The organism is Salinicola sp. MIT1003 (genome assembly GCF_001858555.1).
In the GTDB taxonomy this organism is placed as follows: Bacteria; Pseudomonadota; Gammaproteobacteria; order Pseudomonadales; family Halomonadaceae; genus Salinicola; species Salinicola salarius.
Genome location: NZ_MCAP01000010.1, coordinates 71,042 through 96,818, shown reverse-complemented (window position 1 = coordinate 96,818; position 25,777 = coordinate 71,042). Strand labels below are relative to the sequence as shown.

The following is a 25,777-nucleotide window of genomic DNA, read 5'->3' as shown; positions in this document are numbered from 1 at the left end:
CACTTTTTGCGCATTCGGTCAAAACCGTGCCCGGCAAAAACGACAACGCCCGCGCGGGGCGGGCGTTTCAGCGGCATGAGGCCACATTCAGCTTTCAGTCATCCTGCGAGTTCTGACCGCCGGCTTCGCTACGGCGCTTCTCCCTACGCCCCTTGTTCAATCGTCCCAGCGCCAGAATCGGGCCGGAAATGACGTAGCAGCCAAACAGAGCCAGCAGCATCACCGAAGGCTCGATGGAGATCAGCACGAACAACAGCACGATCGCCAACAGGAACACGAACGGTACCGGCCCCTTGAAATCGATCTCCTTGAAGCTGTGATAGCGCACGTTGCTGACCATCAGCACCCCGGCAGCGGCAACCACGACGGTCATCAACACCTTGAAGCCCAGCGACTCGGCGTCGAAGGTGTGAAAGACCCACACGCAGGCAGCCACGATGGCCGCCGCCGAGGGGCTGGGCAAACCGACGAACCATTTCTTGTCGATACTGCCGATCTGGACGTTGAAGCGGGCCAGGCGCAACGCGGCACCGGCAACGAAGATGAACGCTGCGATCCAGCCGATCTTGCCGATGTCCTGCAATATCCAGGTGAACGCAACCAGCGCCGGAGCCATACCGAACGAGACCATGTCGGCCAGACTGTCGAATTCGGCACCGAAGGCACTCTGCGTATTGGTCAATCGCGCCACGCGTCCATCCAGCCCATCGAGCACCATGGCAACGAAGATCGCGATGGCGGCCTTGGCGTAGTCGCCGTTGATGGCAGCCACGATGGAGTAGAAGCCAGCGAACAGCGCCGAGAGCGTGAACAGGTTAGGCAGCAGATAGATGCCTCGGCGGCGTATCCGCTTGCCGTTCTCCACCGTCTCCTCGATGACTTCATCCTCGTCGTCGAACAATGGAGAGGTGGCACCGATGGTAATGGTCTCGGGCTCTTGCTCGTGGTGGCGGTCATCCTGCGTCATGAAGCGAGTCCTATAGTGGCGAGTGCGCTCGGGCATGTATAGCCAGCCCATTCTACAGCCTAGCGGGAATCTCGACAGATGCTCGCGCAAAGCGCCTGGCAAACGTCATGGGTTCGGCCAAACGAACAAGGGCGCGACAATCGTCGCGCCCTTGTCGAAACCTGCGGGTCGAGTCTTAGTTCTTGCTCTTGTCGACCAGCTGGTTGGCGGTGATCCACGGCATCATCGCGCGCAGCTTGGCTCCAACCTGCTCGACCGGGTGCTCGGCAGTCTGGCGACGGCGTGCGTTCAGCGAAGCGTAGTTGCAGGCGCCCTCGGCGATGAACATCTTGGCGTACTCGCCGTCCTGGATGCGCTGCAGCGCCTTGCGCATGGCGGCACGCGACTCGTCGTTGATGATCTCGCGGCCGGTGACGTACTCGCCGTACTCGGCGTTGTTGGAGATCGAGTAGTTCATGTTGGCGATGCCGCCTTCGTACATCAGGTCGACGATCAGCTTGAGCTCGTGCAGACACTCGAAGTAGGCCATCTCCGGCGCGTAACCGGCCTCGGTCAGCGTTTCGAAGCCGGCCTTGACCAGTTCGACCGCGCCGCCGCAGAGAACCGCCTGCTCACCGAACAGGTCGGTTTCGGTCTCGTCCTTGAAGGTGGTTTCGATGATCCCGCTGCGACCGCCGCCGATGGCCGCCGCGTAGGAGAGCGCGATCTCCTTGGCCTGACCGGACGCATTCTGATGAATGGCGATCAGATCCGGGATGCCACCGCCGCGGACGAACTCGGAACGCACGGTATGACCCGGCGCCTTGGGCGCGATCATGATGACGTCGAGATCGGCGCGCGGCTCGACCTGGCTGTAGTGGATGTTGAAGCCGTGAGCGAAGGCGATGGTGGCGCCCTCTTTCAGGTTCGGCTCGATATCCTGCTCGTAGATGACCTTCTGGTTCTCGTCCGGAGCCAGGATCATGACGACATCGGCGGTCTTGCACGCTTCGGCGACACTGGCCACCTTGAGACCGGCGCTTTCGGCCTTGGCAGCCGAAGAAGAGCCCTTGCGCAGACCGACGGTCACGTCGACCCCGGACTCTTTCAGGTTGTTGGCGTGAGCGTGGCCCTGTGAGCCATAGCCGACGATCGTGACCTGCTTGGCCTGGATCAGGGAAAGGTCACAATCCTTGTCGTAATAAACGTGCATGTCGTACTCCGGAAATCGATGGGCCGTTGGCCCGGAACTGTCGTCACTCAATATCTGTCAGCGTTGATGGCCACTGGCGTCGTCTGGCGCGGCGCTCTTCGTTTTAGCCTGGAGCCACGATAAGCCAGGCAACTTGTTGCGTAAAACGCTATATTTGCAACGCGACATTTCACTTTCTGAAACGAAACAAGCCCATGGATTACCGTCCGCTCACCCAGTTTCTGGCCCTGGCCGACCATCTGCACTTCGGCCGGGCCAGCGATGCCTGCCATGTCAGCCCGTCGACACTGAGCCGCTCGATCCGCCAGCTCGAGGAGACGCTCGGCGTCACCTTGTTCGAGCGCGACAACCGCCATGTCACGCTGACGCGAGAAGGACAGCTGTTTCACTCCTACGCCAGGGAGACGCTGGAGCAGTGGCAGGCGATGCAGGCCACGCTGATGGCGGAAACCCGCGAGCTGGCCGGCGAGATCAGCATCTACTGCTCGGTCACCGCCAGCTACAGCTTCCTATACCGCCTGCTGAGCCAGTTCCGCCTGCGCCATCCGCGTATCGAGATCAAGCTGCATACCGGCGACCCGGCGGACGCCATTGCCCGCGTGCAGGCCGAGAACGAGGACATCGCCATCACCGCGCGCCCGCGCAGCCTGCCGGATGCCCTGGCATTCAAGCCGCTGGCGACCTCGCCGCTGGTGTTCATCGCGCCCCGTGACGGCGCCGACTGGCTGCCCGCCACGCCGGAAACGCCGACGCCCTCGCAGTGGAAAGGCGTGCCGATGATTTTGTCCGAATCCGGCCTGTCGCGGGATCATGCCGATACCTGGTTTCGGGCGATGGGCATCAGCCCGCGAATCTATGCGCAGGTGGCGGGTAACGAAGCGATCGTCAGCATGGTCGGACTGGGATTCGGGGTCGGCATCGTGCCGCGCATCGTGCTCGACAACAGCCCCTTGCTGGACCGGATCACGATCCTGCCGGTCAAGCCGGAACTCCCCCACTACGACGTCGGCCTGTGCGTGCTCAAGCGGCGCCTGAAGAGCGCGCTGATCGAGGCGCTGTGGGCTCAGTTGCCGAACTGACCCGAGACGCTAAATACGCAAAACGCAAAACGCAAAACGCCCGACAGGATCGCTCCTGCCGGGCGCCGAACTACCGCTGGCCACTTACAACGTGAGCAGCTTGTCTCCGCGAGCAATGCCCGACACGCCGGTCCGTGCCACTTCCAGAATGCCGATCGGCGCCATCGCCTGGATGAAGGCATCCAGCTTGCCGGCATCGCCGGTGATCTGCACGGTGTAGACGCTCGGCGTGACGTCGACGATCTGCGCCCGGAAGATGTCCGCCGTGCGCTTCACCTCGTCGCGGGCCGCCCCCAGCGCCTTGACCTTGACCAGCATCAGCTCGCGCTCGATGTGGTTGCCCTCGGTCAGATCGACCAGCTTGACCACGTCGATCAGCTTGTTGAGGTGCTTGGTGATCTGCTCGATCACCCGGTCGTCGCCCACCGTGGTCACGGTCAGCCGCGACAGCGACGGATCTTCCGTCGGCGCCACGTTGAGGGTTTCGATGTTGAAGTTGCGCTGGGAGAACAGCCCCACCACGCGGGACAGAGCGCCCGGTTCGTTTTCCAGCAGAATCGAGATGATATGGCGCATCAGGTCCGCTCCGTCTTCGAAAGCAGCATGTCACGCATGGAGCCCAACGGCACCTGCATCGGATAGACGTGTTCGAATGGGTCGACGTAGATATCGAGGAACACGAGCTCGTTGGTATCGGCGAAGGCACGCTCCAGCGCCGGGGCCAGCTCTTCGTGCGTCGTTACCTTGATCGCGGTGAAGCCGTAGGCCTCGATCAGCTTGGCGAAATCCGGCAGCGACTCCATGTAGGAGTGAGCGTGACGGGACTTGTAGTTCAAGTCCTGCCACTGGCGCACCATGCCCAGCGACTGGTTGTTGAGATTGACGATCTTGACGCCGACATCGAACTGCTTACAGGTCGACAGCTCCTGCATCATCATCTGGAAGCTGCCTTCACCGGTGAAGCAGACCACGTCGTCCTGCGGGTAGCTGAGCTTGACGCCCATCGCCGCCGGAAAACCGAAGCCCATGGTGCCGAGGCCGCCAGAGGTGATGAAACGGTTGGGCTTGGCGAACTTGTAGTACTGCGCCGCGAACATCTGATGCTGGCCCACATCGGTAGTCACGAACGCCTCGCCGCGCGTGGCCCGATAGACCGCCTCGATCACCTCTTGCGGCTTGAGCGCTTCGCCCGGCTTCGAAGGTTCGTAGAGCCTGCCCTTGCGCTCGGCCCGCCAGCCATCGATGCTTTTCCACCATTCGCCCAGCGCCTCGGGATTGGCCGGCTCGCGGTCCTGGACCAGGCTGATCATCTCGTTGATGACGCTGCCCGCCGCACCGACGATCGGCACGTCCGCCCGCACGGTCTTGGAGATCGAGCTGGGGTCGATGTCGACATGGACGATCTTGGCCGTGGGGCAGAACTTCGAGGTGTTGTTGGTGACACGGTCGTCGAAGCGCGCGCCGATGGCGACGATCAGATCCGCGTGATGCATAGCCATGTTGGCTTCATAGCTGCCGTGCATCCCCAGCCACCCCAGCGACTGGCGGTCGCCCTGCGGATAACCGCCGATGCCCATCAGCGTGGTGGTGATCGGGAAGCCGAGCCGCTGGACCAGATCGGTCAACGCCTCCGAGGCTCGCCCGGTGACGATGCCGCCGCCGGTATAGAACACCGGACGACGCGCCTTGAGCATCATGTCGACGGCCTTCTTGATCTGGCCGCTATGCCCCCGCGTCACCGGGTTGTAGGAACGAATCTTGACCTTCTTCGGATAGACGTATTCGTAGCGCTCGGTGGGCGCGGTCATGTCCTTGGGAATATCCACCACCACCGGGCCGGGGCGGCCGGTCGAAGCCAGGTAGAACGCCTTCTTCAGGACTTCGGGGATCTCGCTGGGATGGCGGATCGAGAAGCTGTGCTTCACTACCGGCCGGGTGACACCGACGATATCGGTTTCCTGGAAGGCGTCTTCCCCGATCAGGTGACTGGCGACCTGACCGCACAGCACCACCATCGGAATCGAATCCATGTAGGCAGTGGCGATGCCGGTGACGGCATTGGTCGCACCGGGGCCGGAGGTGACCAGCACCACGCCGGGCTTGCCGGAAGCGCGGGCGTAGCCATCGGCGGCGTGGGTCGCGGCCTGCTCGTGACGAACGAGAATGTGTTGAACGCTATCCTGGCGGAACAGGGCATCGTAGATGTGCAATGCCGCGCCACCCGGATAGCCATAGATACGCTCGACGCCTTCGTCTTTCAGAAAGCGGGCGATCATATCGGCGCCGGAAAGTAATTCCACTGGTGAGTCTCCCCTGGAAGTTCGAGTGCCGCTTCGCGGTTCTGGTCACAAAACCGGGTCCGTGAACGATTGGCGCGATCCACGGAAACGAAGCTCAATCACGGCGGTAAGCCGCTGCCGACAGCCGAAACCGTCAGCGCCTGATGCCATATCCTGGCGTCCTGGGCCCGGGGTGGGGACCCGCACTCATAGGAACCGCCTGCGCCTCGGCGCCGACAGCTCCTGACACGGCAGATCGCCGCATCGGGGTTGGCGGGAACAGGCGTTTGGCCCGCGCCCTTCTTTCCTCAGAAAGATGTCCTTCGACAGGCGGGTAGAGTCGCTCGGAACCTACCCTTCACGCAGCGGCTGGGGATCACCCGGAGTTTGGCTGCGCCCGCAATCAGGAACCGCCTAGATTCCACCAGCGGCCCGAGGCTGTCAACCTTCAGCGCCGCCAACCACGCCCCGGACACGGCGAGTCCCGAACCTCTCGGATGACGCCGACTAAAGTCGGTTCGCTTTTCGCAGCGCCAACGAGACATCGCTGCTGTACTGAACCGAAGACCCGTATCGAGTCCTGTCTTATCGGCTCGGATACCGATCGATGACTTGCAGGCAAACGACTCATGGGAGTAACGCGCATGTCCCCCATCGTGAAATGGTCCGCGTTCGTGGCCATGGCAGGCTTTCTGTTCGGCTTCGATACCGCCGTGATATCCGGCGCCGACAAACCCATCCAGGAGCTGTGGGGGCTGAGCGATCTCCAGCACGGGCTGTTCATCATGTCGATGGCGCTGTGGGGCACCGTTCTCGGCGCGATCTTCGGCAACTGGCCGACCGATCGCCTGGGCCGCCGTACCACGCTCTTCATCATCGGCGTGCTCTACTTCGTCTCTGCCGTGGGGTCGGCGCTGGCCACCGACCCGTTCTGGTTTTCGTTCTTCCGCCTGATCGGCGGCTTCGGGGTGGGGATGTCATCGGTCGCCGCGCCGGCCTACATCTCCGAGATCGCGCCCGCCGAACGGCGTGGCAACCTGGTCGCGTTCTATCAGTTCAACGTGGTGTTCGGGATCTTCATGGCCTATGTCTCCAACGCCATTCTGGGCAGCCTGCTCGGCGACGATGCCTGGCGCTGGATGGTCGGGATCGAGGCGATCCCTGCACTGGTCTACACGCTGGCGCTGCTCAAGGTGCCGGAGAGCCCGCGCTGGCTGATCCTCAACCGCAACGACACCCGCGCTGCCGCCGAGGTGCTGGACCAGATCGATCCGCACCGCGACAACCAGGCTCAGATCGAGGAGATCCAGGCGGCAGATCGCGAAGACAGCAAGGTGCATTCGCGCTTCTTCTCGCGCCGCTATCGCCTGCCCATCGTGCTCGCCTTTCTGATCGCCTTCTTCAACCAGTTCACCGGCATCAACTTCGTGCTCTACTACGCGCCTCGTATCCTCGAGTCCGCCCAGTTGGGAGATAACGCCGCCCTGCTCTCGACGGCGGGAATCGGCCTGATCATGGTGATCTTCACCATGATCGGCATGTCGCTGATCGATCGATTCGGCCGGCGGACGCTGATGTACATCGGCTCGGTGGGCTACATCATTTCGCTGTCGATCATCTCCCACGCCTTCTTCACCGATAACCTGGGCGGCGCGCTGATTCCGCTGCAGCTATGCCTGTTCGTCGCCGCCCATGGCATCAGCCAGGGCACGGTGATCTGGGTCTTCATCTCGGAGATATTCCCCAACCGCGAACGGGCCCGCGGGCAGTCGCTCGGCAGTTTCACGCACTGGTTCTTCGCCGCCGTCATCACCTTGGTCACGCCGTGGGTTCTGAGCGTGTTCAACGGCGGACCGGTGTTCGCCTTCTTCGCTTTCATGATGGTGCTGCAGATCGTCTTCGTCGCGTTCCTGATGCCGGAGACCAAGGGCGTCTCGCTGGAGAAACTGCAGCAGAAGCTATCGCCGAGAGGGGAGTCTCGAACGTAAAAAAGCCCGTGACATCGAGCGCCACGGGCGGGAAGACGGTCAGGACGCGACCGTTTATCTTGGAAAGACTGTTTCTCTTGCAAAGACCGTTTGTCTTGGAAAGACAGAGCCGATCGGCCCGGCGGCACCGCCGGGCCGAGTCGTTACTTGTCGAAGGCCAGATGGTCGCCCTCGGCGCGAACGCGGATCGTGTCGCCCGGCAGGAATCGGCCCGACAGCAGATCCTGCGCCAGCGGGTTCTCGATCCGGCTCTGGATCGCCCGCTTGAGCGGACGCGCGCCGAATACCGGATCGAAGCCGACCACCGCCAGTTGGGCCATCGCCTCGTCGCTGACAGCGAGCTTGAGGTCGCGCTCGGCGAGGCGGCTGCGCAGGCGGTCGAGCTGGATCGAGGCAATCGCCTGAATCTGCTCCTGGCCAAGCGCGTGGAACACCACGACCTCGTCGATACGGTTGATCAGCTCGGGCCGGAAGTGGTTGCCCACTACCGTCATCACCGCATCCCGCATGGCGGAGTAGTCGCTATCATCGCCGCCCATGCGCTGGATCACGTCGGAGCCCAGGTTGGAGGTCATCACGATCACGGTATTGCGGAAATCCACCGTGCGACCCTGGCCATCGGTCAGGCGGCCGTCTTCCAGCACCTGCAGCAGGATGTTGAACACATCCGGATGCGCCTTCTCGACCTCGTCGAGCAGCAGTACCGAATAGGGCTTGCGGCGGACGGCCTCGGTCAGATAGCCGCCCTCTTCGTAACCGACATAGCCGGGAGGCGCGCCGATCAGCCGGGCCACGGAGTGCTTCTCCATGAACTCGGACATGTCGATTCGCACCATCGACTCCTCGGTGTCGAACAGGAAGTTGGCCAGCGACTTGCACAGCTCGGTCTTGCCCACCCCGGTCGGGCCGAGGAACAGGAACGAGCCGTTGGGCCGATTCGGATCCGACAGCCCGGCGCGGGAACGGCGTACCGCGTTGGCCACCGCCCTGACCGCTTCGTCCTGGCCGATGACCCGCTCGTGCAGCGCCTCTTCCATGCGCAGCAGCTTGTCGCGCTCGCCTTCGAGCATCTTGGCCACCGGGATCCCGGTCCAGCGCGAGACGACCTCGGCAATCTCCTCCTCGGTCACGTTGGAGCGCAACAGCTGGTGTTGCGCAGTATCGGCGCTGGCGCTATCGCTGCTCTCGGCAATCTGCTGCTCGAGCCTGGGAATCACGCCGTACTGCAGTTCCGACATCCGTCCCAGATCGCCCTGACGCCGGGCAGCTTCGAGGTCGATGCGCGCCTGCTCGAGATCGGCCTTGTACTGCGCCGCTCCCTGGATACTCGCTTTCTCGGCCTTCCACACCTCCTCGAGGTCGGCGTATTCGCGCTCGAGTTCGCCGATCTGGGTCTCGAGATTGTCGAGGCGCTTCTTGGACGCCTCGTCGGTCTCCTTCTTCAGCGCCTCGCGCTCCATCTTGAGCTGAATGAGACGCCGGTCGAGGCGATCCATCTCTTCCGGCTTGGAGTCAAGCTCCATGCGGATCCGCGAAGCGGCTTCGTCGATCAGGTCGATCGCCTTGTCGGGCAGTTGACGATCGGTGATGTAGCGAGTCGACAGCTTGGCCGCGGCGATGATCGCCGAGTCGGTGATATCGACACCGTGGTGAACCTCGTAGCGTTCCTTGAGCCCCCGCAGAATGGCGATGGTGTCCTCCTCGGACGGCTCGTCCACCAGCACCTTCTGGAAGCGGCGTTCCAGCGCCGCATCCTTCTCGATGTACTGGCGATACTCGTCGAGCGTGGTCGCGCCGACGCAGTGCAACTCGCCCCGGGCCAGCGCCGGCTTGAGCATGTTGCCGGCATCCATCGCACCTTCGGCCTTGCCGGCGCCGACCATGGTGTGCAGCTCGTCGATGAACAGAATGACGCGCCCTTCTTCCTTCGCCAGTTCGTTGAGCACCGATTTCAACCGTTCCTCGAACTCGCCACGGAACTTGGCGCCCGCCAGCAGCGAGCCCATGTCGAGCGATAGCACTCGCTTCTCTTTCAGCCCCTCGGGCACCTCACCGTTGACGATGCGCTGCGCCAGCCCTTCGACGATGGCCGTCTTGCCCACGCCGGGCTCGCCGATCAAGACCGGGTTGTTCTTGGTACGGCGCTGCAGCACCTGAATCGTACGCCGGATCTCATCATCCCGGCCGATCACCGGATCGAGCTTGCCTTCGGTGGCCCGGGCGGTCAGGTCGAGGGTGTATTTTTCCAGCGCCTCGCGCTTCTCTTCGGCGTTGGCGTCATCGACATTGGCGCCGCCGCGCAGCTCGCCGATCGCAGTCGCGAGACGCTTGCGATCCAGCCCCGCCTGGGCCAGCACCTTGGTAAGCCCGTTCTTCATGTCCAGCGCGGCAAGCAGTACCAGTTCGATGGCGATGTACTGATCGCCACGGGTCTGGGCTTCGCGATCGGCCAGGTTGAACAGCCGCGCCAGATCCTGGCTCATGCTGACGTTGCCATCGAACTGGCCCACCTCGGGGAGATTGCCGAGATAGCCGACCAGCCCTTCTCGCAATCGACTGACATCGCCACCGGCTTTTTGCACCAGCCCCTTGATGCCGCTGTCGCGCATATCGAGCAAGGCCATCAGCAGATGGCCGGGATCGAGTTGATTGTGTCCGCGCCCTACCGCCAGCGATTGTGCCTCGGCCAGCGCGTTTTGTAGCTTGGTTGTCATGCGATCCATACGCATATCGTCACCTCCAGAAGCCGGCGCAAGGGGTCTTGGCGGCTCGTCGTTTTTCATCGGTTGACTATAAGATGGCGGTATGTTTGGACTTTTCAAGCGAGTCGAATGAAGAATTCGCTGCGGCAGGCTGTCGCATGAGAATTGCATTCATGAAGCCGACCACAGACGTGAAATGTCGCTGGCGGTAGCAGACTTGCGCCGCCGGACAGCGCTGAACATCACGAAGGATTCAGCGAAGAGCATTCAATGGTAGAAAGCTGGAGCTGGAGCTGGAGCTGGAGCTGGAAAGCAGGCTGACGGTGAAAAGTCGAACTCAGACACCAAAGCGGTCGTCAGCGCAGCCAGATCACGCTGGCCATTCGCCCGGTATGCCCATCATCGCGGCGATGGGAGTAGAAACGGGATTCGCACGCCGTGCAGAAATGGCCGCCGCTGATCGAGAAAACGCCGATGCGTTCCAGGCGAAGCCGGGCGAGCCGATAGAGATCCGCCATGTAATGGTTCAGGCGATAGGGGCTGCGCTCGAAAGCACTCTCGGCATCGGGCTGCATGGCGACGAAGGCTTCGAAGACTTCCGGCCCGACCTCGAACTGGGCGTTGGAGATTGCCGGCCCCATCCACACCATCAACTCTTCGGGGTCGACACCCAGCGCTGCCACGCTGGCTTCCAGCACACCGCCAGCAAGACCGCGCCACCCGGCATGAGCCAAGCCGACACGCGTTCCCTGCCGATCGCAGAAAAAGACCGGCAGACAGTCCGCGGTGAGAATGACGCAGGCATGGCGACGGTCGAATGCCACCGAGGCGTCGGCTTGCGGCGGCTGCCGGCGATAACGCGACTGATAGTGCTGGACGACGCGGGCGCCATGCACCTGATCGAGCCACAGCAGCGGCCGCTGGTCGCCGATCTCGGTCACCAGCCGGTCCCGGCAGCGAACCACGGTATCGGGATCGTCGCCAACGTGAGCCGCCGGATTGAACGCCGCGAAATCGCCCCGGCTGGGGCCGGTTTCGCGCGTGGTGACGAAAGCCCCGACCGTGCTCGGCGCGGGCCAGTCGGGCAGCAGCAGGGTCGGCGCGTCTACCGACGATGTCTCGGGTTCGTTCGCCAGTATCGACGAATCATGTTCGGAACTCATCAATCGGACTCCTGATCCTCGCGCAGCGCGTCCAGCAGTAGAAACATGTCGTCCGGCAGCGGCGCCTTGCACTCGATCGGCGCCCCGCTGATCGGATGCTCGAAGCGCAGCTTGTGGGCATGCAGCGCCTGGCGCGGAAACTCCCTCAGCAGCGTCTTCAGTGATTCACCGGCACCGGCCGGCATTTTCAGCCGCCCGCCGTATACCGGATCACCGACCAGCGGATAGCGAACGTGCGCCAGATGCACGCGGATCTGATGCGTCCGCCCGGTCTCGAGCCGGCAGCGAACATGGGTATGGGCACGAAAGCGCTCGTTGACCCGATAATGCGTGACCGCCGGCTTGCCCGAGGCCGTGACCGCCTGACGCTGGCGGTCCTTGGGGTGACGGCCGATCGGTGCGTCCACCTTGCCGCCCGCGGTCATCGCGCCGACCACGATGGCATCGTATTCCCGCGAGACGGTTCGTGCCTGCAACTGAGCCACCAGAGCCGTCTGCGCCGTCAGCGTCTTCGCCACCATCATCAGGCCGGTGGTGTCCTTGTCGAGACGGTGGACGATCCCCGCCCGGGGAATCGCCGCCAGCGGCGCATGGTGGTACAGCAGCGCGTTGAGCAGCGTGCCATCGGGGTTGCCGGCAGCGGGGTGCACCACCAGGCCGGCAGGCTTGTCGATGACCATGACATCGTCATCCTCGAAGACGATGGACAGCGGAATCGCCTGAGGCTCCCACCGGACTTCCTCTTCGAGCCGGGTATCGAGCGCTAGCCGCTCGCCACCGATCACCTTATCCTTGGGTCTGGCCTTTTGCCCATCGACTGTCAATTCCCCCTGCTGAATCCACCCCTTGAGGCGTTCTCGCGAGAATTCGGGGAACATTTCCGCTGCGGTCTGGTCAAGACGTCGCCCGGCCAAATGCTCGGGTATGCGCTCGTCACGCTTCAAGATATCGGCCATACGTGGGGATCGGTTCCGTTTCGCCGGTACGTTTCGCCGCTGCGTTTCGTCGGCGCGTTTCGTCGGTACAAGGGTTTGCTTTATAGTGGGTCGGATTCGGCGGATTCTAGCACGGCCGCCAAGGAATGGTTGATACGAGGATGATGATGCGATTTTCTGCGCGATGTTCTGCTCTGGCTGCCATGTTGGTGGCAGGCGCCCTGCTCGCTGGCTGTGCCAGCAACGAGCCGGCCCCCGACCTGCAGGAGCAGGAACTGTACCAGCAAGCCCAGAGTTCCCTCGACGCCGGCCGTTACAGCACCGCCGTTACCCAGTTGGAGGCTCTGGATACCCGCTTCCCGTTCGGTCGCTATGCCGAGCAGGCCCAGCTGGAACTGATCTACGCCTATTACGAAGTCGAGGACTGGGAGAAGACCCGGGCCGCTGCCAGCCGATTCATCCGCCTTCATCCCGATCATCCGCAGGTCGACTACGCCTACTACATGCGCGGTCTCGGTGCCTATCAGGCGGGGCGCTTCAGCCTCGAAAGCCTGGAGCTGATCGATATCTCCAAGCGTGACCTGGGCGCGTCCCGCGATGCCTACGTCGACTTCGGCGAACTGGTACGCCGCTTCCCCGACAGCGCCTACGCGCCGGATGCCCGTCAGCGCATCATCTATCTGCGCAACGTCATGGCACGTCACGAGTTGCAGGTTGCCGACTTCTATCTGCGCAAGGGTGCCTACGTCGCGGCCGTCGAACGCGGCCGCTGGGTCATCGAGCATTATCCGAAAGCCGAAGCCACCCGCGATGCCCTGGCGGTCATGGTCGAGGGCTATCTCGGCCTGAACATGCGGGATCGCGCGCAGACCGTACTTCAGACACTGATCGAGAACGACCCCGACAACAGCCAGCTCGATGGCGACACCTTCGTGCCCAAGCACGTCGATGTCGATCCGCCGCTGGCGCTCAAGGGCTGAAGCTGCGAGCTGCGAGCTGCGAGCTGCGAGCTGCGAAAACCAGCATTGCGGTTTACCGTAAAGAAGAAAGTCAGCGATGAACGTCGCTGGCTTTCTTCATAGACCGTAGCCCGTAGCTAGTTTCCCGGCTTCCACCCGTTGACGATGGGATAGCGCCGGTCGCGTCCGAATCCTCTGAGCGTCACCCTCACACCTACCGGCGCCTGTCGTCGCTTGTATTCGCTGCGATCGACCAGCTTGACCACCTGATAGACGTCGTCGCGCTCGAATCCTGCCTCGATGATCGCCTCGGCGCTCATGTCGCCTTCGATGTAACGTTCGAGAATTGCATCCAGCACGTCGTAACCGGGCAACGAGTCGCTGTCCTGCTGATCCGGCGCCAGCTCGGCGGAGGGCGGCCGCGTGATCACCCGCTCGGGGATCGCCGGCTCCTGGGCGTTGCGCCAGTTGGCCAGGCGATAGACCCAGGTCTTGTAGACGTCCTTGAGCGCGTTGTAGCCACCGACCATGTCGCCGTAGAGCGTGGCGTAGCCCACCGCCATCTCGCTCTTGTTGCCGGTGGTCTGGACCATCAACCCCTTCTTGTTCGAGATCGCCATCAGCAGCACACCGCGCACGCGAGACTGCAGATTCTCCTCCGTGGTATCGGCCGCCAGCCCTTCGAAGCTCTCGGCAAGCGTTGCGCTGAAAGCCTCGACCATCGGCGCAATCGGCATCACCTCATAACCGACACCCAGCATCTTCGCCTGTTCGGCCGCGTCGGCCTGGGAGATCTCGGCGGTGTAGTGATAAGGCATCATCACGGCATGGACCCGATCCGGCCCCAGCGCATCAACCGCAATGGCCAGCGACAGCGACGAATCGATACCGCCGGAAAGCCCCATCACCACGCCCTTGAAGCCGCTCTTGTTGACGTAGTCGCGAAGCCCGGTGACCAGCGCGCAGTAGAGATTCTCCTCGGCCCCAAGCAGCGGCTCGCGCTCCCCCGCCTGAGGAATCCAGCTGCCGCCCTCCCGGGTGAACCGGACCGGCATCAGCCCGACCTGCCAGAATGGCGCGCGCACGGCGACGTCACCGGCAGCGTCCAGCACCAGCGAGCCGCCGTCGAACACCAGCTCGTCCTGGCCGCCGATGGCATTGACGTACACCAGCGGTCTGTCGACTTCCCGTGCGCGCTCGGCAAACAGGCGCTCGCGCTCGGCAGGCTTGTCGAGATGGAACGGCGACGCGTTGAGCGTCACCAGAATGTCGGCGCCGGCCTCGGCGGACCGACGCACTGGCGCGCCATCCCAGAGATCCTCACAGATCAGGATACCGAGTCTGGCGCCCCGATGTTCTATCACCAGCGGCTCGCTTCCGGGTTCGAAATAACGATCTTCGTCGAAAACCTGATAGTTGGGCAGCGCCTGCTTGGCATACTCGCCGCGCCACTGGCCACCCAGCAATACGCCGGCCAGATTGCGGCGCGCGCCCTGGCGCATGCCCGGATAGCCGATGATGACCAGCGTCTCCGGCGCGATCCTGTCGATCTTGCGGGCCATCTCCGCCAACGCCTCCTGCAGGCGCGATTCCATCGCCTCGCGCAGCAGTAGATCCTCCGGCGGGTAACCGGTCAGGAACAGCTCGCTGAACACGACCACATCCGCGCCGTGCTCGAGTCGCGCCTCGCGTACCGCTTCGATGGCTGCCGCGGTATTGCCGGCGATATCGCCCACCAGCGGGTCCAGCTGCGCCATCACCAGGGTCAGATCTTGCATCGGTCTACATTTCTCCAAACAGATGGGATTCTCGATATCGAAGACGTCTCCCGATCGAGAGCCCTCCGACGAGTGACGGCGCGCCTGGCGCTCGGATCGCTATCGAACAGAAAACCGTTGCCACGACAGCGCTTTCCGCCATTTTCGCGCATGCCATCCACGGAGGCAAAACCCGCCCATGCTCAACGAACCGACACATCGGAGCCGAGGAGGCGCGAGCCGGGCAGATAGGGGGAAGGGTCGACGATGGGCTCGCAGCCGATCAACTGATCGACCAGCAGCCGCGTGGCAGCCGGTGCCAGAACCAGCCCATTGCGATAGTGGCCGGCGTTGACGTGAAGCCCCTCGAACGTTGGCACTGTACCGATCATCGGCATTCCGTCCGGCGAACCCGGCCGCAGCCCCGCCCAATGGTGCTCCACCGGACACTCGGCCAGCGCGGGCACGATGGAGAGCGCGCTGGCATGCAGCGAGTCGCGGGCCTCACGGGTCGTCTGCTTGTCGAAGCCGACCTCCTCCAGCGTCGAGCCCGCCAGCACCCGGCCATCACCGCGGGGAATGACATAACGCCCATCCTTGAGAACGACCCGCTCGACCAGCCCCGGCGGCGCCTTGAACAGAATCATCTGCCCTTTGACCGGCCGAACCGGCAGTTCGATGCCGATACTTGCCAGCAACTCTTGCGACCAGGCACCGGCGCAGACGACGGTCTGGCCCGCCCGGATCGCACCCTGCGACGTCGCCACGCCGCGAATGGCCGCCCCTTCACGAATCAGCGCCGAGACCTCGCACTGCTCGTGCAGGCTCACCCCCGGCATCTGCAACAGACGTGCACGCAGCGCCTGGCCCAGCCGCGGGTTGCGAATGCTGCCGAGCGTCGGCATCCATAATGCACTATCGAAGCCCGGCGCGGCGTTGGGCTCCTTGGCGTAGAGCGTGTCAGCGTCGATGCGGTTCAGCGGCTTGGCCATCTCCCGCGCCCAGGCGAGCGCGACATCGACATCCTCGACCCGCAGATAGAGCAGGCCTTTCTGGCGATATTCGGGATCGATGCCGGTTTCCTCGAGCAGCCGGCCGGCCAGCTCCGGATAGCGCCCTTCGGACCAGATCGACAACGCCGAGATCGCTTTCGAGTAACGCCACGGATAGAGCGGCGAGACGATGCCACCACCCGCCCAGGAGGCCTCCCTACCGCACTGGCCACGCTCGACCAGCGCCACCGAATGACCCGCATCCGCCAACTGCAGCGCCGTCATCATGCCAATGACCCCGCCGCCCACGATCAAGAAATCCTGCATGCTGTCGATATCCTGACAAAAGGGCGATTCTATCACTTGCTCAGACCCCGGACGCCGCAATGGACTCTCGCGCGACACCTTCACAATCGCCTGCTGGCCGTTACACAAAGCGGACGCGACAAGCAGGTTTTACGCTGATCGAGTTGCTGATCGTTCTTGTCGTGCTCACGATCCTCGTCACGATGGTCACGCCAAGTATCCAGAGGTTGATGGCACAGCAGCGCGTCTCGACCGAAGTTCTGCGCTTGCGCAATGCCCTGCAGTTGGCGAGAAGCCTTGCCATCACACGACATACGACCATGACGATATGCCCCAGTCATGACCGCCAGGTTTGCACCCCCGAAGACTGGACGGCACCCCTGATGATCGTGCAGGGCCCCGCCGATGACGACACGCTGGAGGACGAAATCGTTCTCCGGGAGCTGAGCGCCAGCCAGGTCGTTTCCGTCACCTACCGGAACGATGGGCGCCTCGTGCGCTTCAAGCCGATGGGCTGGTCGACAGGCCATAACGGTACTTTCGAGATCTGTGGCCGGTATGGCGAAGGGGCTCAGGTGGTTCTGAGCAATCTGGGAAGAATACGAACATCCGGAGAGACACCGCCCGACTGCTGATCAGGCTCTGTACGAAATTGCCTGCGCTCGGCCAGACGGCGGTAAAATCAGCTCACTGAACCGCATTCAGAACGTCCGAAGGGCGAGCGGAGCGAGTAGTGCACTCATTTACAGCCAGGTGAAAGAGATCCCTCCCCCGCTCGTCGCTCCGCCCACAGCCAATCCTTTCACATGCTCGATGCTAGCCCCACCATCGACGGTAACCGTCTTGCCGCGCACCGAGCCACGCAAACCGCCGCCAGCCGTGACGGAGACGTTGGCATACGGCGCATAAACTCCCGCTAGCGCTTGAGCGCTTCCGTCGATCAGCATACCGTTACTGGAAGAACTGCTATCCGCATGGGTGGAATAAATCGACAGGGTGAGACGACCATTGGTCGTAGCCGGAACATCCGCCATTTGGGTGGAACTCTTGATGTGAGTCTCGCCGGTCACAAAGATCGTCAGTGTACTGTCCGGAGCGATGGTCAAACCTTTCCCACCGCCGGCCCCCAAAGTGAGATCTCCATCGACTAATAATACAACGTCGCCGCCACTGACATTGAGTTCGCCATTACTCTGGGTGAAATCCTTCGTACGGATAACGGAAACTGGTTTATCGAAGGTCGGCACTACAGCCGTGCTCGCCTCCGCTAGGGTCACATCCTTCTGAACATTCCAAGTCTCATCAAATGCCGAAAGGCCTTCGGGGGTCAGGGAAGCATTCACCGTAGGATAGCTACCGACCGTAATATCCTTATTGGCGCCGGCAGTATCGGTGGGGACAGCCGCGAGCAGGTGTGCCATCTCCGTAGCCAGGTTGTTGCCGTCAGCAAAACTCTTGGGATCACATTCGCCACTACTGGCTGCCGAGACAGTCTGAGAGCTGCCGGTCTCGACTGTCCCCCCCACATATTTCTCGTTTCCCGCCCCTGAATTGTTAACAATCCCCGATTTCGATTCGACATTGCCATAAACAAAAGCATCATTGGTAAAAACCACCTTACCACCCGACGAAACATTTCCAGCGACAGTCGCGGTACTGTTGAATATAACGTCGCCATTGGCCGAGACATTACCTTGGGCAGGCGCCGAATTAGTAAATATAACGCTACCCGTCGCGGCAATAGAACCACCATAACCATAACTATCCCCAGCATTAAGGGTGACATCGCCATCAGCGAGAATGTTACCTGCGATGCTGCTATCGATGTACACCGGCCCCAGCGCCGTAACGTCGCCACCGACACTGACGCCACCGCTAAGCCTCACCCCAGCGCCCGGCCGAAACGTACGAATACCTCCATTGAGGATCTTTCCCCCGCCACTGACCGTCACTTCCTCGCAACCGCTCAAGACATCGTCATTACCGCCCATGCTGCCATCCACCTCAATAATCAATGGCTGGCCCACGAACGGCTTCGAGCCTCGTGATATGGCACTCCAGGCAACGATATAGTTGCCCGCTTTCCTGTCCTGAAACTCCTCGCCCTCAGGCACTTCGATATAGCAGGCGGCTGCGGTCATATCATCAGCAGCCTCGATCAGACAGCTCTTGCCGCCTTCATTCTCGGTCTTCGCGGCGAAACTTTGAAAACCGTCCTGATCCATGTCGATACTGCTGGGCAAGGTAATGGCGGAGGCACCAGCGCGCACTTCGGAAGCCAGTGACATGGCGGTACGTTCCGTGAACAGAGCCGTTCTGGTGGATAGTTTATAGTTGCCGGCCATTTTCTCGTCGATCTGCGACGACTGCATGCTAGCCAGGCCAATCATGGTCGATATCGCTACGATGCCAAGCACCACGATCAAGGCAGCGCCACCTTGTCTCTTCATGGCAAGCCTTCCATATCCCTTCTGCATATCTACAAGGCTCCCATGGACTGATTGCGATTCATGACGACAAGGGTGATCTCCTTGTTGTTCTCGAACGTAATGGTGACCGGACACAACTCGCTCGCCGCGGTTTCGCACTTGTCTTTCGGCACGTCCAGGTGAGAGAAACCATTGAGAACGGGCTGCCCGTCGACATAAAGACTCAGCCCATCCTCGCTATCGGGGTCACCGCTCCAGCGATAGGTTCTTTCGTCACCGTCTCCCAGTGTCAGGATGACGACTTCGCCTTCATCGTCATTCTCGATCGTCACGTCGATCGCACGGCGAATATCACCGATCAGGCTATCCGCCAAATAGGACAGGACGGCCTGGCGCTGACTTAGCCGCTGCGTCGCCTGCTGATTCTGTATGCCGATCATGAAGAGCCTTTCGGCCCCCAGCGCTATCAGCAGCCCGATCGCCATGGCGATCAGCAACTCGACCAGGCCAAATCCACGGTGGCGGGCCGGATAGCGCTCGGCGTCCACGTTCCCGTTCAGGTTCACGTTCATGTTCCTAACTTGGGCAGTCCGACTTCGTAGCTGTACGTTACAGAATCGCCGCCGCTTTCCCATCTCACCTCGATGGTGTAATCGCAACTGTCGCCCGATGCGCTGTCAGCCGACGACTTGGTCTTCTGCTTGACTGCATTTCCGGACAAAAGGCCAGGAAGGTGGGATTGCCAGTTGTCGTACCAGTCGGCCGCGATCTCGCTACCCTTCGGACACTCGCTTCCTCCTGCCCCGGCCTTGAGCTGGGCCGCCCAGAGACGCTCGACGGCATCCTGGGCCGCCAGCGAAGCGAGCGTGCGCTGGTATCCGGCCTGCGCCCCCTGAAGGGATTTGAGCTGTAAGCCACCGACGGCCAGCAGGCCGATTCCCAGCACCGCGACCGCAACCAGCACTTCGATCAGGCTGAAGCCCCGGGCGCGGCCGCTGCCCCAACACGGGGGAACAGGCAGCGACTGTCGGTCATGGCGTCTTGTCATCATTTCGTTTGCCGATATAGCCAATCGGGGAAATCCACAGTGTTTTGTCGGCAATCTCTATCTTCTTCTCCGGACACAGGGAGTCGGAATCGCACTGTAACCGGCCCACCTCATTGAACGTAACGTTCCATGTTCGCGTCACGCCACTGCCCCGAAAACTTTCTCTAAGCGGTGGGCCATCCAGACCATCAACCACCAGTGTCCAGCCGCCGCCTTCTCTCGGCGCCAGCGTGACTGAGACGCTCTCGCCCTCCGATATCGCCATGCTTCGTGCCTGCCGCAAGCCGCCGGCAATGTCGTTATAGTCGCTGGCAATGCGGTTATGGGTGAACAGCGACTGCATGCCCGGCACGGCCACTGACGCCAGAATCGCGACGATGGCGAGGGTTGCCAACAGCTCCAGCAGCGTGAATCCGCCCTGTCGTACGTCCCGGTTACCAGCCACAGTTGGCTTGGCTATCCGTGTTGTCTTCCAGCCCGTGCCGGCCAAGCTGGTCCAGCGTGAAAACGCCGCAAGTATCTCCCGCCTGTGAGCCGATGGGCTTCGCCTCCAGCTTGTACTCGCTTTCCCAGCTGTCGTCGGAACTCCCGGTAATCCGGTAATAGCCGCCTGTCTCCGCTCGTTCTGTCAAATCGACGCTGCTGGCGCTCGGGTCCGCAATCGCGCACGAAGCGCCACTGTTACCGGCACTGGAGAAGTAAGCGCCCAGGTCGGCGTAGCAGCGCTCCAGTTGGCTCGCGATGTCCATCAAGGCGGTTTTGGCATAGGTACGCCGCGAGCTTTGCATGTAACTTGTGTAACTGGGGTAGGCAATACTTGCCAGGATCGCCACGATCAGCATGACGATCATCAGCTCCAGCAAGGTGAAGCCGTCCTCACGCTTTCGCATCACATACCTGCTCGATAGTTTGTTTCAGTCTGTATCAATCTATACAGGAGTGGCTGACGATCGTATATGAAAAAGCCGGACCTTGGTCCGGCTTTTCGTCAAATAGGCGTTGAAGTGTCAGTCGCTGACGATGACCTGCTCCCTGAGCTCTCGCGGCATCGAAAACGTGATGGTCTCGGCGCGCCCGGAGAGTTCTTCCGGCGCCTCGGCGCCCAGCGCCTGGAGCCTGTCGATCACGCCCTTGACCAGCACTTCCGGGGCGCTGGCGCCGGCGGTGACGCCGATGGTCTCGACGCCTTCGAGCCAGCTCGGCTCGATCTGCTCGGCATCGTCGATCAGATAGGCCGGCGTGCCGACTCGCTCGGAGAGTTCGCGCAACCGGTTGGAGTTGGAGCTGTTGACGCTGCCTACGACCAGCACCAGTTGGGAACCTGCAGCCAGTTCGCGCACCGCATCCTGCCGGTTCTGGGTGGCGTAGCAGATGTCATCCTTGCGCGGCCCCTGAATCTCGGGAAAGTGCTCGCGCAGCGCGTCGATCACCTTGGCGGTATCGTCCATCGAGAGCGTCGTCTGGGTGACGAATGCCAACCGCGAGGGATCGCGTACCGGCAGCCTGGCGACGTCGTCCTCGTCTTCGACGAGATAGATCGACCCGCCGTGGCTGTCGTCGTAACGCCCCATGGTGCCCTCGACTTCCGGATGGCCGGCATGGCCGATCAGGATGCACTCCTGGCCGCGCTTGGCGTAGCGCAGCACTTCCATATGCACCTTGGTCACCAGCGGGCAGGTCGCATCGAAGATCTTGAGGCCACGGCGTTCGGCTTCCACCTGTACGGCGCGGGAAACGCCGTGAGCGGAGAAGATCACGATGACGTCGTCGGGCACCTCGTCGAGCTCTTCGACGAAGATCGCCCCACGCTCCCGCAGCGAGTCCACCACGAAACGGTTGTGAACGACTTCATGGCGAACATAGATGGGCGGCCCGAAGACATCGAGCGCGCGATTGACGATGTCGATGGCACGATCGACGCCGGCGCAGAAACCGCGGGGATTGGCCAGCTTGATTTGCGTAGGAACCTTTGGCATAGCGACCTCGCTTGGTACGCCCGAATATCGTGGTGAAGGCGCAGTCCGGATTCAATGAGTCGTGGCTGGCTTCACGTCCAGAATTTCCACCTCGAAGGTCAGGGTACGCCCTGCCAGCGGATGATTGAAGTCGACCTCGACATGGCGCTCGTCGACGCTGGCGATCACGCCGGGCAGTTCGCCGCCGGCAGCGTCGGCGAACGACATCACCGTGCCCGGCTCCACGGCTTCCTCGAAGGCATCGCGAGAGAGCCGCTGCACGTTCTGCGGATTGTGCTGGCCAAAGGCGTGCTCGGGCGATATCTCGAACGCCCCTTCATCGCCGGCAGCCATGCCCTTGAGTGGCGCCTCGAAGCCCGGCGGCAGATTGCCGTCGCCGAGCTGGAACGTGGCCGGCTGCTTGCCGCGAGTCGAGTCGACCGCTTCGCCGTCCTCGAGCTTCACCGTGAAATGCAGCGTGACTTCCATGCCGTCGTCGATGCGGTAGTCGTGATCGTCTTGATGGCCGTTCTCGCTCATGAGTCACCCCTGGTCGAAGAAGATTGATCAGTCGAAGAAGATTGATCAGTCAAAGAAGATGGACCCTTGCGGGAATCCCGGGAGGCTTTCGGCTTGCGCGAATCGAACAGCGATTGCAGCACCAGACCGATCGCACCCAGCGTGATCGCGGTATCGGCGAGGTTGAACGCCGGGTAGTACCAATCGCCCCAGTGGAACGACAGGTAGTCGACCACGTAGCCGTGAACCAGGCGATCATAGAGGTTGCCGATGGCGCCGCCGATCACCAGCGCCAGCGAGACCGCCGCCAGCGTCTCGCCGCGCTTGAGACGAGAGAGCCAAACCGTCAGGCCGATGCTGGCGCCAATGGCGATCAGCGCGAACAGCCAGCGCTGCCAGCCTGCGTGCTCGGCCAGGAAGCTGAACGCCGCCCCGGTGTTGTGCAGAAGCGTCAGGTTGAAGATCGGCAGCACTTCCAGCGGCCGACCGTACTCGAGATGGGCCGAGGCCAGCGCCTTGATGCCAAGATCGAGCACGATGACCGCCAGCGACAGCCACAGCCAGCGCAGCGGACGCCGCATCGGCGCCCGCTCGACGGGTTGGTGAGAGGCGGAATCAGGCAAAGCGGCGCACCTCGCCCGGACCGTCAGGCAGGTTGGCGATCGAGCGGGCCGACAGCGTCGGATGCTCTGGATTCGTGCCCACGTCCGGGCGACGCTCCCAACTGCGCTCGTCCTTCTCATAAGGACTCATGCGAACCGCGACCTTGAGGCCATCCAGCTCAGTGGCCTTGGCATCGCCCGCTTCCGCCAGCGGCTCGAGCGTCGCCTCGGACGTGATCAGCACGAAGCGCAGTTCGTCCTCGAAACGCGACAGCAGCGCATGCAGCGCGTCATCGACGTAGAGCGTCACTTCGCTGTCCAGAGCCCCCTTGATGACGCCGGCGTTGCGGGCATCCTCGAGCTGCTTGTTGACCGCCTGCTTGACGGCGACCACCTGCTCCCAGAACGCGCGACCCATCGGCGCGTCTTCCGGCAGCTGGCTCAGGCCTTCGTAGTAGGTCTCCAGATGCACGCTCTCGCCGCGTTCGCCGGGGATGTTCTCGTAGATCTCCTCGGCGGTGAACGACAGGATCGGCGCCACCCAACGCGCCAGCGCCTCGACGATATGATACAGCGCGGTCTGGCAGCTGCGCCGCGCCAGCGAGTCGGGCTGGGTGGTGTACTGACGATCCTTGATGATGTCGAGGTAGAAACCGCCCATGTCCCGCGCGCAGAAATCGTGCACCTGCTGGTAGACGTCGCGGAAGCGATAGTCGGTGTAGGCCTTCTGAATGCGTGCCTGCAGCTCGGCGGCACGATCCACGGCCCAGCGATCCAGCGCCAGCATGTCGTCGAACGCCACGGCATCGCGAGTGGGCTCGAAGCCGGTCAGGTTGCCGAGCAGGAAGCGCGAGGTGTTGCGGATCCGGCGATAGACATCGGCGGTGCGCTTGAGGATCTCGTCGGACACCGCCATCTCGCCGGAGTAGTCGGTGGAGGCGACCCACAGGCGCAGGATATCGGCGCCGAGCTTGTCCATCACCTGCTGCGGCGCGACCACGTTGCCCAATGACTTGGACATCTTGCGGCCCTTCTCATCGACGGTGAAACCGTGGGTAAGCAGCGACTTGTACGGAGGATGGCCATCGATGGCGCAGCCGGTCAGCAGCGACGAATGGAACCAGCCGCGGTGCTGATCCGAGCCCTCGAGGTAGAGATCCGCGCGCGGCCCGTGTTCGTGCCCCAACGGATGCGACCCGCGCAGCACGTGCCAGTGCGTGGTGCCGGAATCGAACCAGACGTCGAGTGTGTCGGTGACCTTCTCGTACTGGTCCGCCTCGTTGCCCAGCAGCTCGCTCGGGTCCAGCTTGAACCAGGCATCGATGCCTTCCTGCTCGACGCGCTTGGCCACGGCTTCCATCAGCTCGACGGTGCGCGGATGCAGCTCGCCGCTCGCCTTGTCGAGGAAGAACGGGATCGGCACGCCCCAGTTGCGCTGACGCGAGATGCACCAGTCAGGGCGGTTGGCGATCATCGAGTGCAGACGCGCCTGCCCCCAGCCGGGAATGAAATCGGTGGCGTCGACGCCGGCCAGCGCCTTGTCACGCAGCGTCTTGCCATCGCTGCCCTCGCGATCCATACCTACGAACCACTGCGCCGTGGCGCGATAGATGACCGGCGTCTTGTGGCGCCAGCAGTGCATGTAGCTGTGGGTGATCTTCTCGTGCGCCATCAGCGCGCCCGCCTCTTCCAGCCTGGCGACGATATGCGGATTGGCTTTCCAGATCATCTGTTCGCCGAACAGCGGCAGATCGGCGGCATAGACACCGTTGCTCTGTACCGGATTGCGAATCTCGTCGAAGCTCATGCCGTATTGGCGGCAGGTGTAGAAGTCGTCTTCGCCATAGGCGGGTGACGAGTGGACGATCCCGGTGCCGGCACCCAGCTCGACGTAATCGGCCACGTAGATCGGCGAGACGCGATCGTAGCCTGCATCCAGGGTCGCCAGCGGATGGCGGAAGGCGAGGTTCTCGAGGCTCGCTCCCGGCGCGGTGGCGATGGTCTCGCCGGTCAGGCCGAAGCGTTCCAGGCTCGACTCGACCAGCTCTTCGGCGAGAACCAGCAGGCGCTCGCCGGTATCGACCAGCGCGTAAACGAAGTCGGGATGCACGTTCATCGCCTGGTTGGCCGGGATGGTCCAGGGCGTAGTGGTCCAGATCACGGCCGCCGCCGGCTTGGCCAGCGACACCAGCCCGAACGCGGCCGCCAGCCCGGCATCGTCGACGCTGGGGAAGGCGACATCGATGGCATCGGACTGCTTGTCCTGGTATTCGACCTCGGCCTCGGCCAGTGCCGAGCCGCAATCGAAGCACCAGTTGACCGGCTTGAGCCCCTTGAACACGTAGCCGCCCTTGACCATCTCGGCCAGCGCGCGGATTTCGCCCGCTTCGTTGGCGAAGTTCATGGTCAGGTACGGGTTGTCCCAGTCACCCTGGACGCCCAGCCGCACGAAACCTTCCTTCTGCACCTCGACCTGGGCGGCAGCGTACTCGCGACACAGCGCACGCGCTTCATCCGCCGGCAGATGCTTGCCGTGGGTGGTCTCGACCTTGTGCTCGATCGGCAGGCCGTGGCAATCCCAGCCCGGGACGTAGGGCGCGTCAAAGCCGGCCAGACTCTTCGACTTGACGATGAAGTCCTTGAGCAGCTTGTTGACCGCGTGCCCGATGTGAATGCTGCCGTTGGCGTACGGCGGGCCATCGTGAAGCACGAACCGCTCGCGCCCCCGACGCGCCTCACGCAGCTTGGCGTAGAGGTTCATGTCGTTCCACTGCGCAATTCGGCTCGGCTCCCGAGCCGGCAGATTGCCGCGCATGGGGAAGTCGGTCGATGGCAGATTCAGCGTGTGCTTATAGTCGCTCATGGCTTTTGGGTCCGCTCAGGGCTGTTTTCAGGTCGCTCAGGG

The 25,777-nt window shown here is 62.5% G+C and carries 22 protein-coding genes; 4 read left to right on the top strand and 18 right to left on the bottom strand.

All coding sequences use genetic code 11. The features are described 5' to 3' along the window. Positions 1 to 94: 94 nt before the first annotated feature. Both pssA and ilvC read right to left on the bottom strand, forming a co-directional pair. Positions 95 to 967: a CDP-diacylglycerol--serine O-phosphatidyltransferase gene (gene pssA / locus BC443_RS05175; protein WP_071230778.1), complete on the bottom strand. Its 873-nt coding sequence runs from the start codon at positions 965 to 967 to the stop codon at positions 95 to 97. 175 nt (positions 968 to 1,142) lie between these two features. After that, on the bottom strand, positions 1,143 to 2,159 hold the full coding sequence (gene ilvC, locus BC443_RS05170) for a ketol-acid reductoisomerase (RefSeq protein ID WP_071230777.1): 1,017 nt from the start codon (positions 2,157 to 2,159) through the stop codon (positions 1,143 to 1,145). A 194-nt stretch (positions 2,160 to 2,353) separates the two neighbouring features. On the opposite strand from ilvC, the gene ilvY reads away from it, so the two are divergent. Then, a complete protein-coding gene (gene ilvY / locus BC443_RS05165; protein ID WP_071230776.1) occupies positions 2,354 to 3,238 on the top strand; it encodes an HTH-type transcriptional activator IlvY in 885 nt (294 codons plus the stop codon). Positions 3,239 to 3,322: 84 nt separating this feature from the next. On the opposite strand, the gene ilvN is transcribed toward ilvY, so the two are convergent. Beyond that, the gene (gene ilvN, locus BC443_RS05160) at positions 3,323 to 3,814 is read right to left on the bottom strand and encodes an acetolactate synthase small subunit (RefSeq protein ID WP_071230775.1); all 492 of its coding nucleotides are present in this window, start codon (positions 3,812 to 3,814) and stop codon (positions 3,323 to 3,325) included. Next, positions 3,814 to 5,538: an acetolactate synthase 3 large subunit gene (locus BC443_RS05155; protein ID WP_071230774.1), complete on the bottom strand. Its 1,725-nt coding sequence runs from the start codon at positions 5,536 to 5,538 to the stop codon at positions 3,814 to 3,816. Before BC443_RS05155 ends, ilvN begins: the two co-directional genes overlap by 1 nt. Before the next feature lie 623 nt (positions 5,539 to 6,161). On the opposite strand from BC443_RS05155, the gene BC443_RS05150 reads away from it, so the two are divergent. Continuing rightward, positions 6,162 to 7,505 carry a sugar porter family MFS transporter gene (locus BC443_RS05150; protein ID WP_071230773.1) on the top strand — a complete coding sequence of 448 codons (1,344 nt, stop codon included), beginning with the start codon at positions 6,162 to 6,164 and terminating at the stop codon, positions 7,503 to 7,505. A gap of 143 nt (positions 7,506 to 7,648) precedes the next feature. Here BC443_RS05150 and clpB read toward each other — a convergent pair whose 3' ends face one another. From clpB to rluD, 3 genes are all read right to left on the bottom strand, one after another. Then, positions 7,649 to 10,234 carry an ATP-dependent chaperone ClpB gene (gene clpB, locus BC443_RS05145; protein WP_071230772.1) on the bottom strand — a complete coding sequence of 862 codons (2,586 nt, stop codon included), beginning with the start codon at positions 10,232 to 10,234 and terminating at the stop codon, positions 7,649 to 7,651. 329 nt (positions 10,235 to 10,563) lie between these two features. After that, positions 10,564 to 11,370 (bottom strand): peptidoglycan editing factor PgeF, encoded by an 807-nt coding sequence (pgeF, locus tag BC443_RS05140; protein ID WP_071230771.1) that lies wholly within the window; start codon positions 11,368 to 11,370, stop codon positions 10,564 to 10,566. Beyond that, positions 11,370 to 12,326: a 23S rRNA pseudouridine(1911/1915/1917) synthase RluD gene (gene rluD, locus BC443_RS05135; protein WP_071230770.1), complete on the bottom strand. Its 957-nt coding sequence runs from the start codon at positions 12,324 to 12,326 to the stop codon at positions 11,370 to 11,372. The genes pgeF and rluD overlap by 1 nt, the downstream gene beginning before the upstream one ends. 146 nt (positions 12,327 to 12,472) lie before the next feature. Between rluD and BC443_RS05130 the strand changes: the two genes are divergently transcribed. Next, complete coding sequence (locus BC443_RS05130; protein ID WP_071230782.1) at positions 12,473 to 13,285, top strand: outer membrane protein assembly factor BamD; 813 nt, start codon at positions 12,473 to 12,475, stop codon at positions 13,283 to 13,285. 116 nt (positions 13,286 to 13,401) lie between these two features. On the opposite strand, the gene BC443_RS05125 is transcribed toward BC443_RS05130, so the two are convergent. Both BC443_RS05125 and thiO read right to left on the bottom strand, forming a co-directional pair. Next, entirely contained in the window at positions 13,402 to 15,042 is a 1,641-nt protein-coding gene (locus BC443_RS05125) for an NAD+ synthase (RefSeq protein WP_071230769.1), read from the bottom strand. A 182-nt stretch (positions 15,043 to 15,224) separates the two neighbouring features. Then, positions 15,225 to 16,340, bottom strand: a complete 1,116-nt coding sequence (gene thiO, locus BC443_RS05120) for a glycine oxidase ThiO (RefSeq protein ID WP_071230768.1) — start codon at positions 16,338 to 16,340, stop codon at positions 15,225 to 15,227. A gap of 59 nt (positions 16,341 to 16,399) precedes the next feature. Here thiO and BC443_RS05115 point away from each other — a divergent pair, with 59 nt between their 5' ends. Further along, complete coding sequence (locus BC443_RS05115) at positions 16,400 to 16,954, top strand: GspH/FimT family pseudopilin (RefSeq protein WP_071230767.1); 555 nt, start codon at positions 16,400 to 16,402, stop codon at positions 16,952 to 16,954. 108 nt (positions 16,955 to 17,062) lie between these two features. Here the strand turns inward: BC443_RS05115 and BC443_RS05110 are convergent, their stop codons facing one another. The 9 genes from BC443_RS05110 to ileS all read right to left on the bottom strand — a co-directional run bounded on the left by BC443_RS05110 (position 17,063) and on the right by ileS (position 25,735). After that, positions 17,063 to 18,769, bottom strand: a complete 1,707-nt coding sequence (locus tag BC443_RS05110) for a PilX N-terminal domain-containing pilus assembly protein (protein WP_170835846.1) — start codon at positions 18,767 to 18,769, stop codon at positions 17,063 to 17,065. Between the two features lie 29 nt (positions 18,770 to 18,798). After that, a complete protein-coding gene (locus tag BC443_RS05105; RefSeq protein WP_170835845.1) occupies positions 18,799 to 19,314 on the bottom strand; it encodes a prepilin-type N-terminal cleavage/methylation domain-containing protein in 516 nt (171 codons plus the stop codon). Between the two features lie 2 nt (positions 19,315 to 19,316). Next, positions 19,317 to 19,799 carry a prepilin-type N-terminal cleavage/methylation domain-containing protein gene (locus BC443_RS05100; protein WP_247643226.1) on the bottom strand — a complete coding sequence of 161 codons (483 nt, stop codon included), beginning with the start codon at positions 19,797 to 19,799 and terminating at the stop codon, positions 19,317 to 19,319. After that, on the bottom strand, positions 19,780 to 20,241 hold the full coding sequence (locus BC443_RS05095; protein WP_071230763.1) for a GspH/FimT family pseudopilin: 462 nt from the start codon (positions 20,239 to 20,241) through the stop codon (positions 19,780 to 19,782). The genes BC443_RS05100 and BC443_RS05095 overlap by 20 nt, the downstream gene beginning before the upstream one ends. Further along, a complete protein-coding gene (locus tag BC443_RS05090) occupies positions 20,231 to 20,686 on the bottom strand; it encodes a type IV pilin protein (RefSeq protein ID WP_071230762.1) in 456 nt (151 codons plus the stop codon). Before BC443_RS05090 ends, BC443_RS05095 begins: the two co-directional genes overlap by 11 nt. 117 nt (positions 20,687 to 20,803) lie before the next feature. Next, positions 20,804 to 21,772, bottom strand: a complete 969-nt coding sequence (gene ispH, locus BC443_RS05085; RefSeq protein WP_071230761.1) for a 4-hydroxy-3-methylbut-2-enyl diphosphate reductase — start codon at positions 21,770 to 21,772, stop codon at positions 20,804 to 20,806. A 51-nt stretch (positions 21,773 to 21,823) separates the two neighbouring features. Beyond that, positions 21,824 to 22,291: an FKBP-type peptidyl-prolyl cis-trans isomerase gene (fkpB, locus tag BC443_RS05080; protein ID WP_071230760.1), complete on the bottom strand. Its 468-nt coding sequence runs from the start codon at positions 22,289 to 22,291 to the stop codon at positions 21,824 to 21,826. Further along, the gene (lspA, locus tag BC443_RS05075; protein WP_083387224.1) at positions 22,288 to 22,851 is read right to left on the bottom strand and encodes a signal peptidase II; all 564 of its coding nucleotides are present in this window, start codon (positions 22,849 to 22,851) and stop codon (positions 22,288 to 22,290) included. Before lspA ends, fkpB begins: the two co-directional genes overlap by 4 nt. Before the next feature lie 34 nt (positions 22,852 to 22,885). After that, positions 22,886 to 25,735: an isoleucine--tRNA ligase gene (gene ileS / locus BC443_RS05070; RefSeq protein WP_071230759.1), complete on the bottom strand. Its 2,850-nt coding sequence runs from the start codon at positions 25,733 to 25,735 to the stop codon at positions 22,886 to 22,888. Between the last annotated feature and the right edge of the window lie 42 nt (positions 25,736 to 25,777).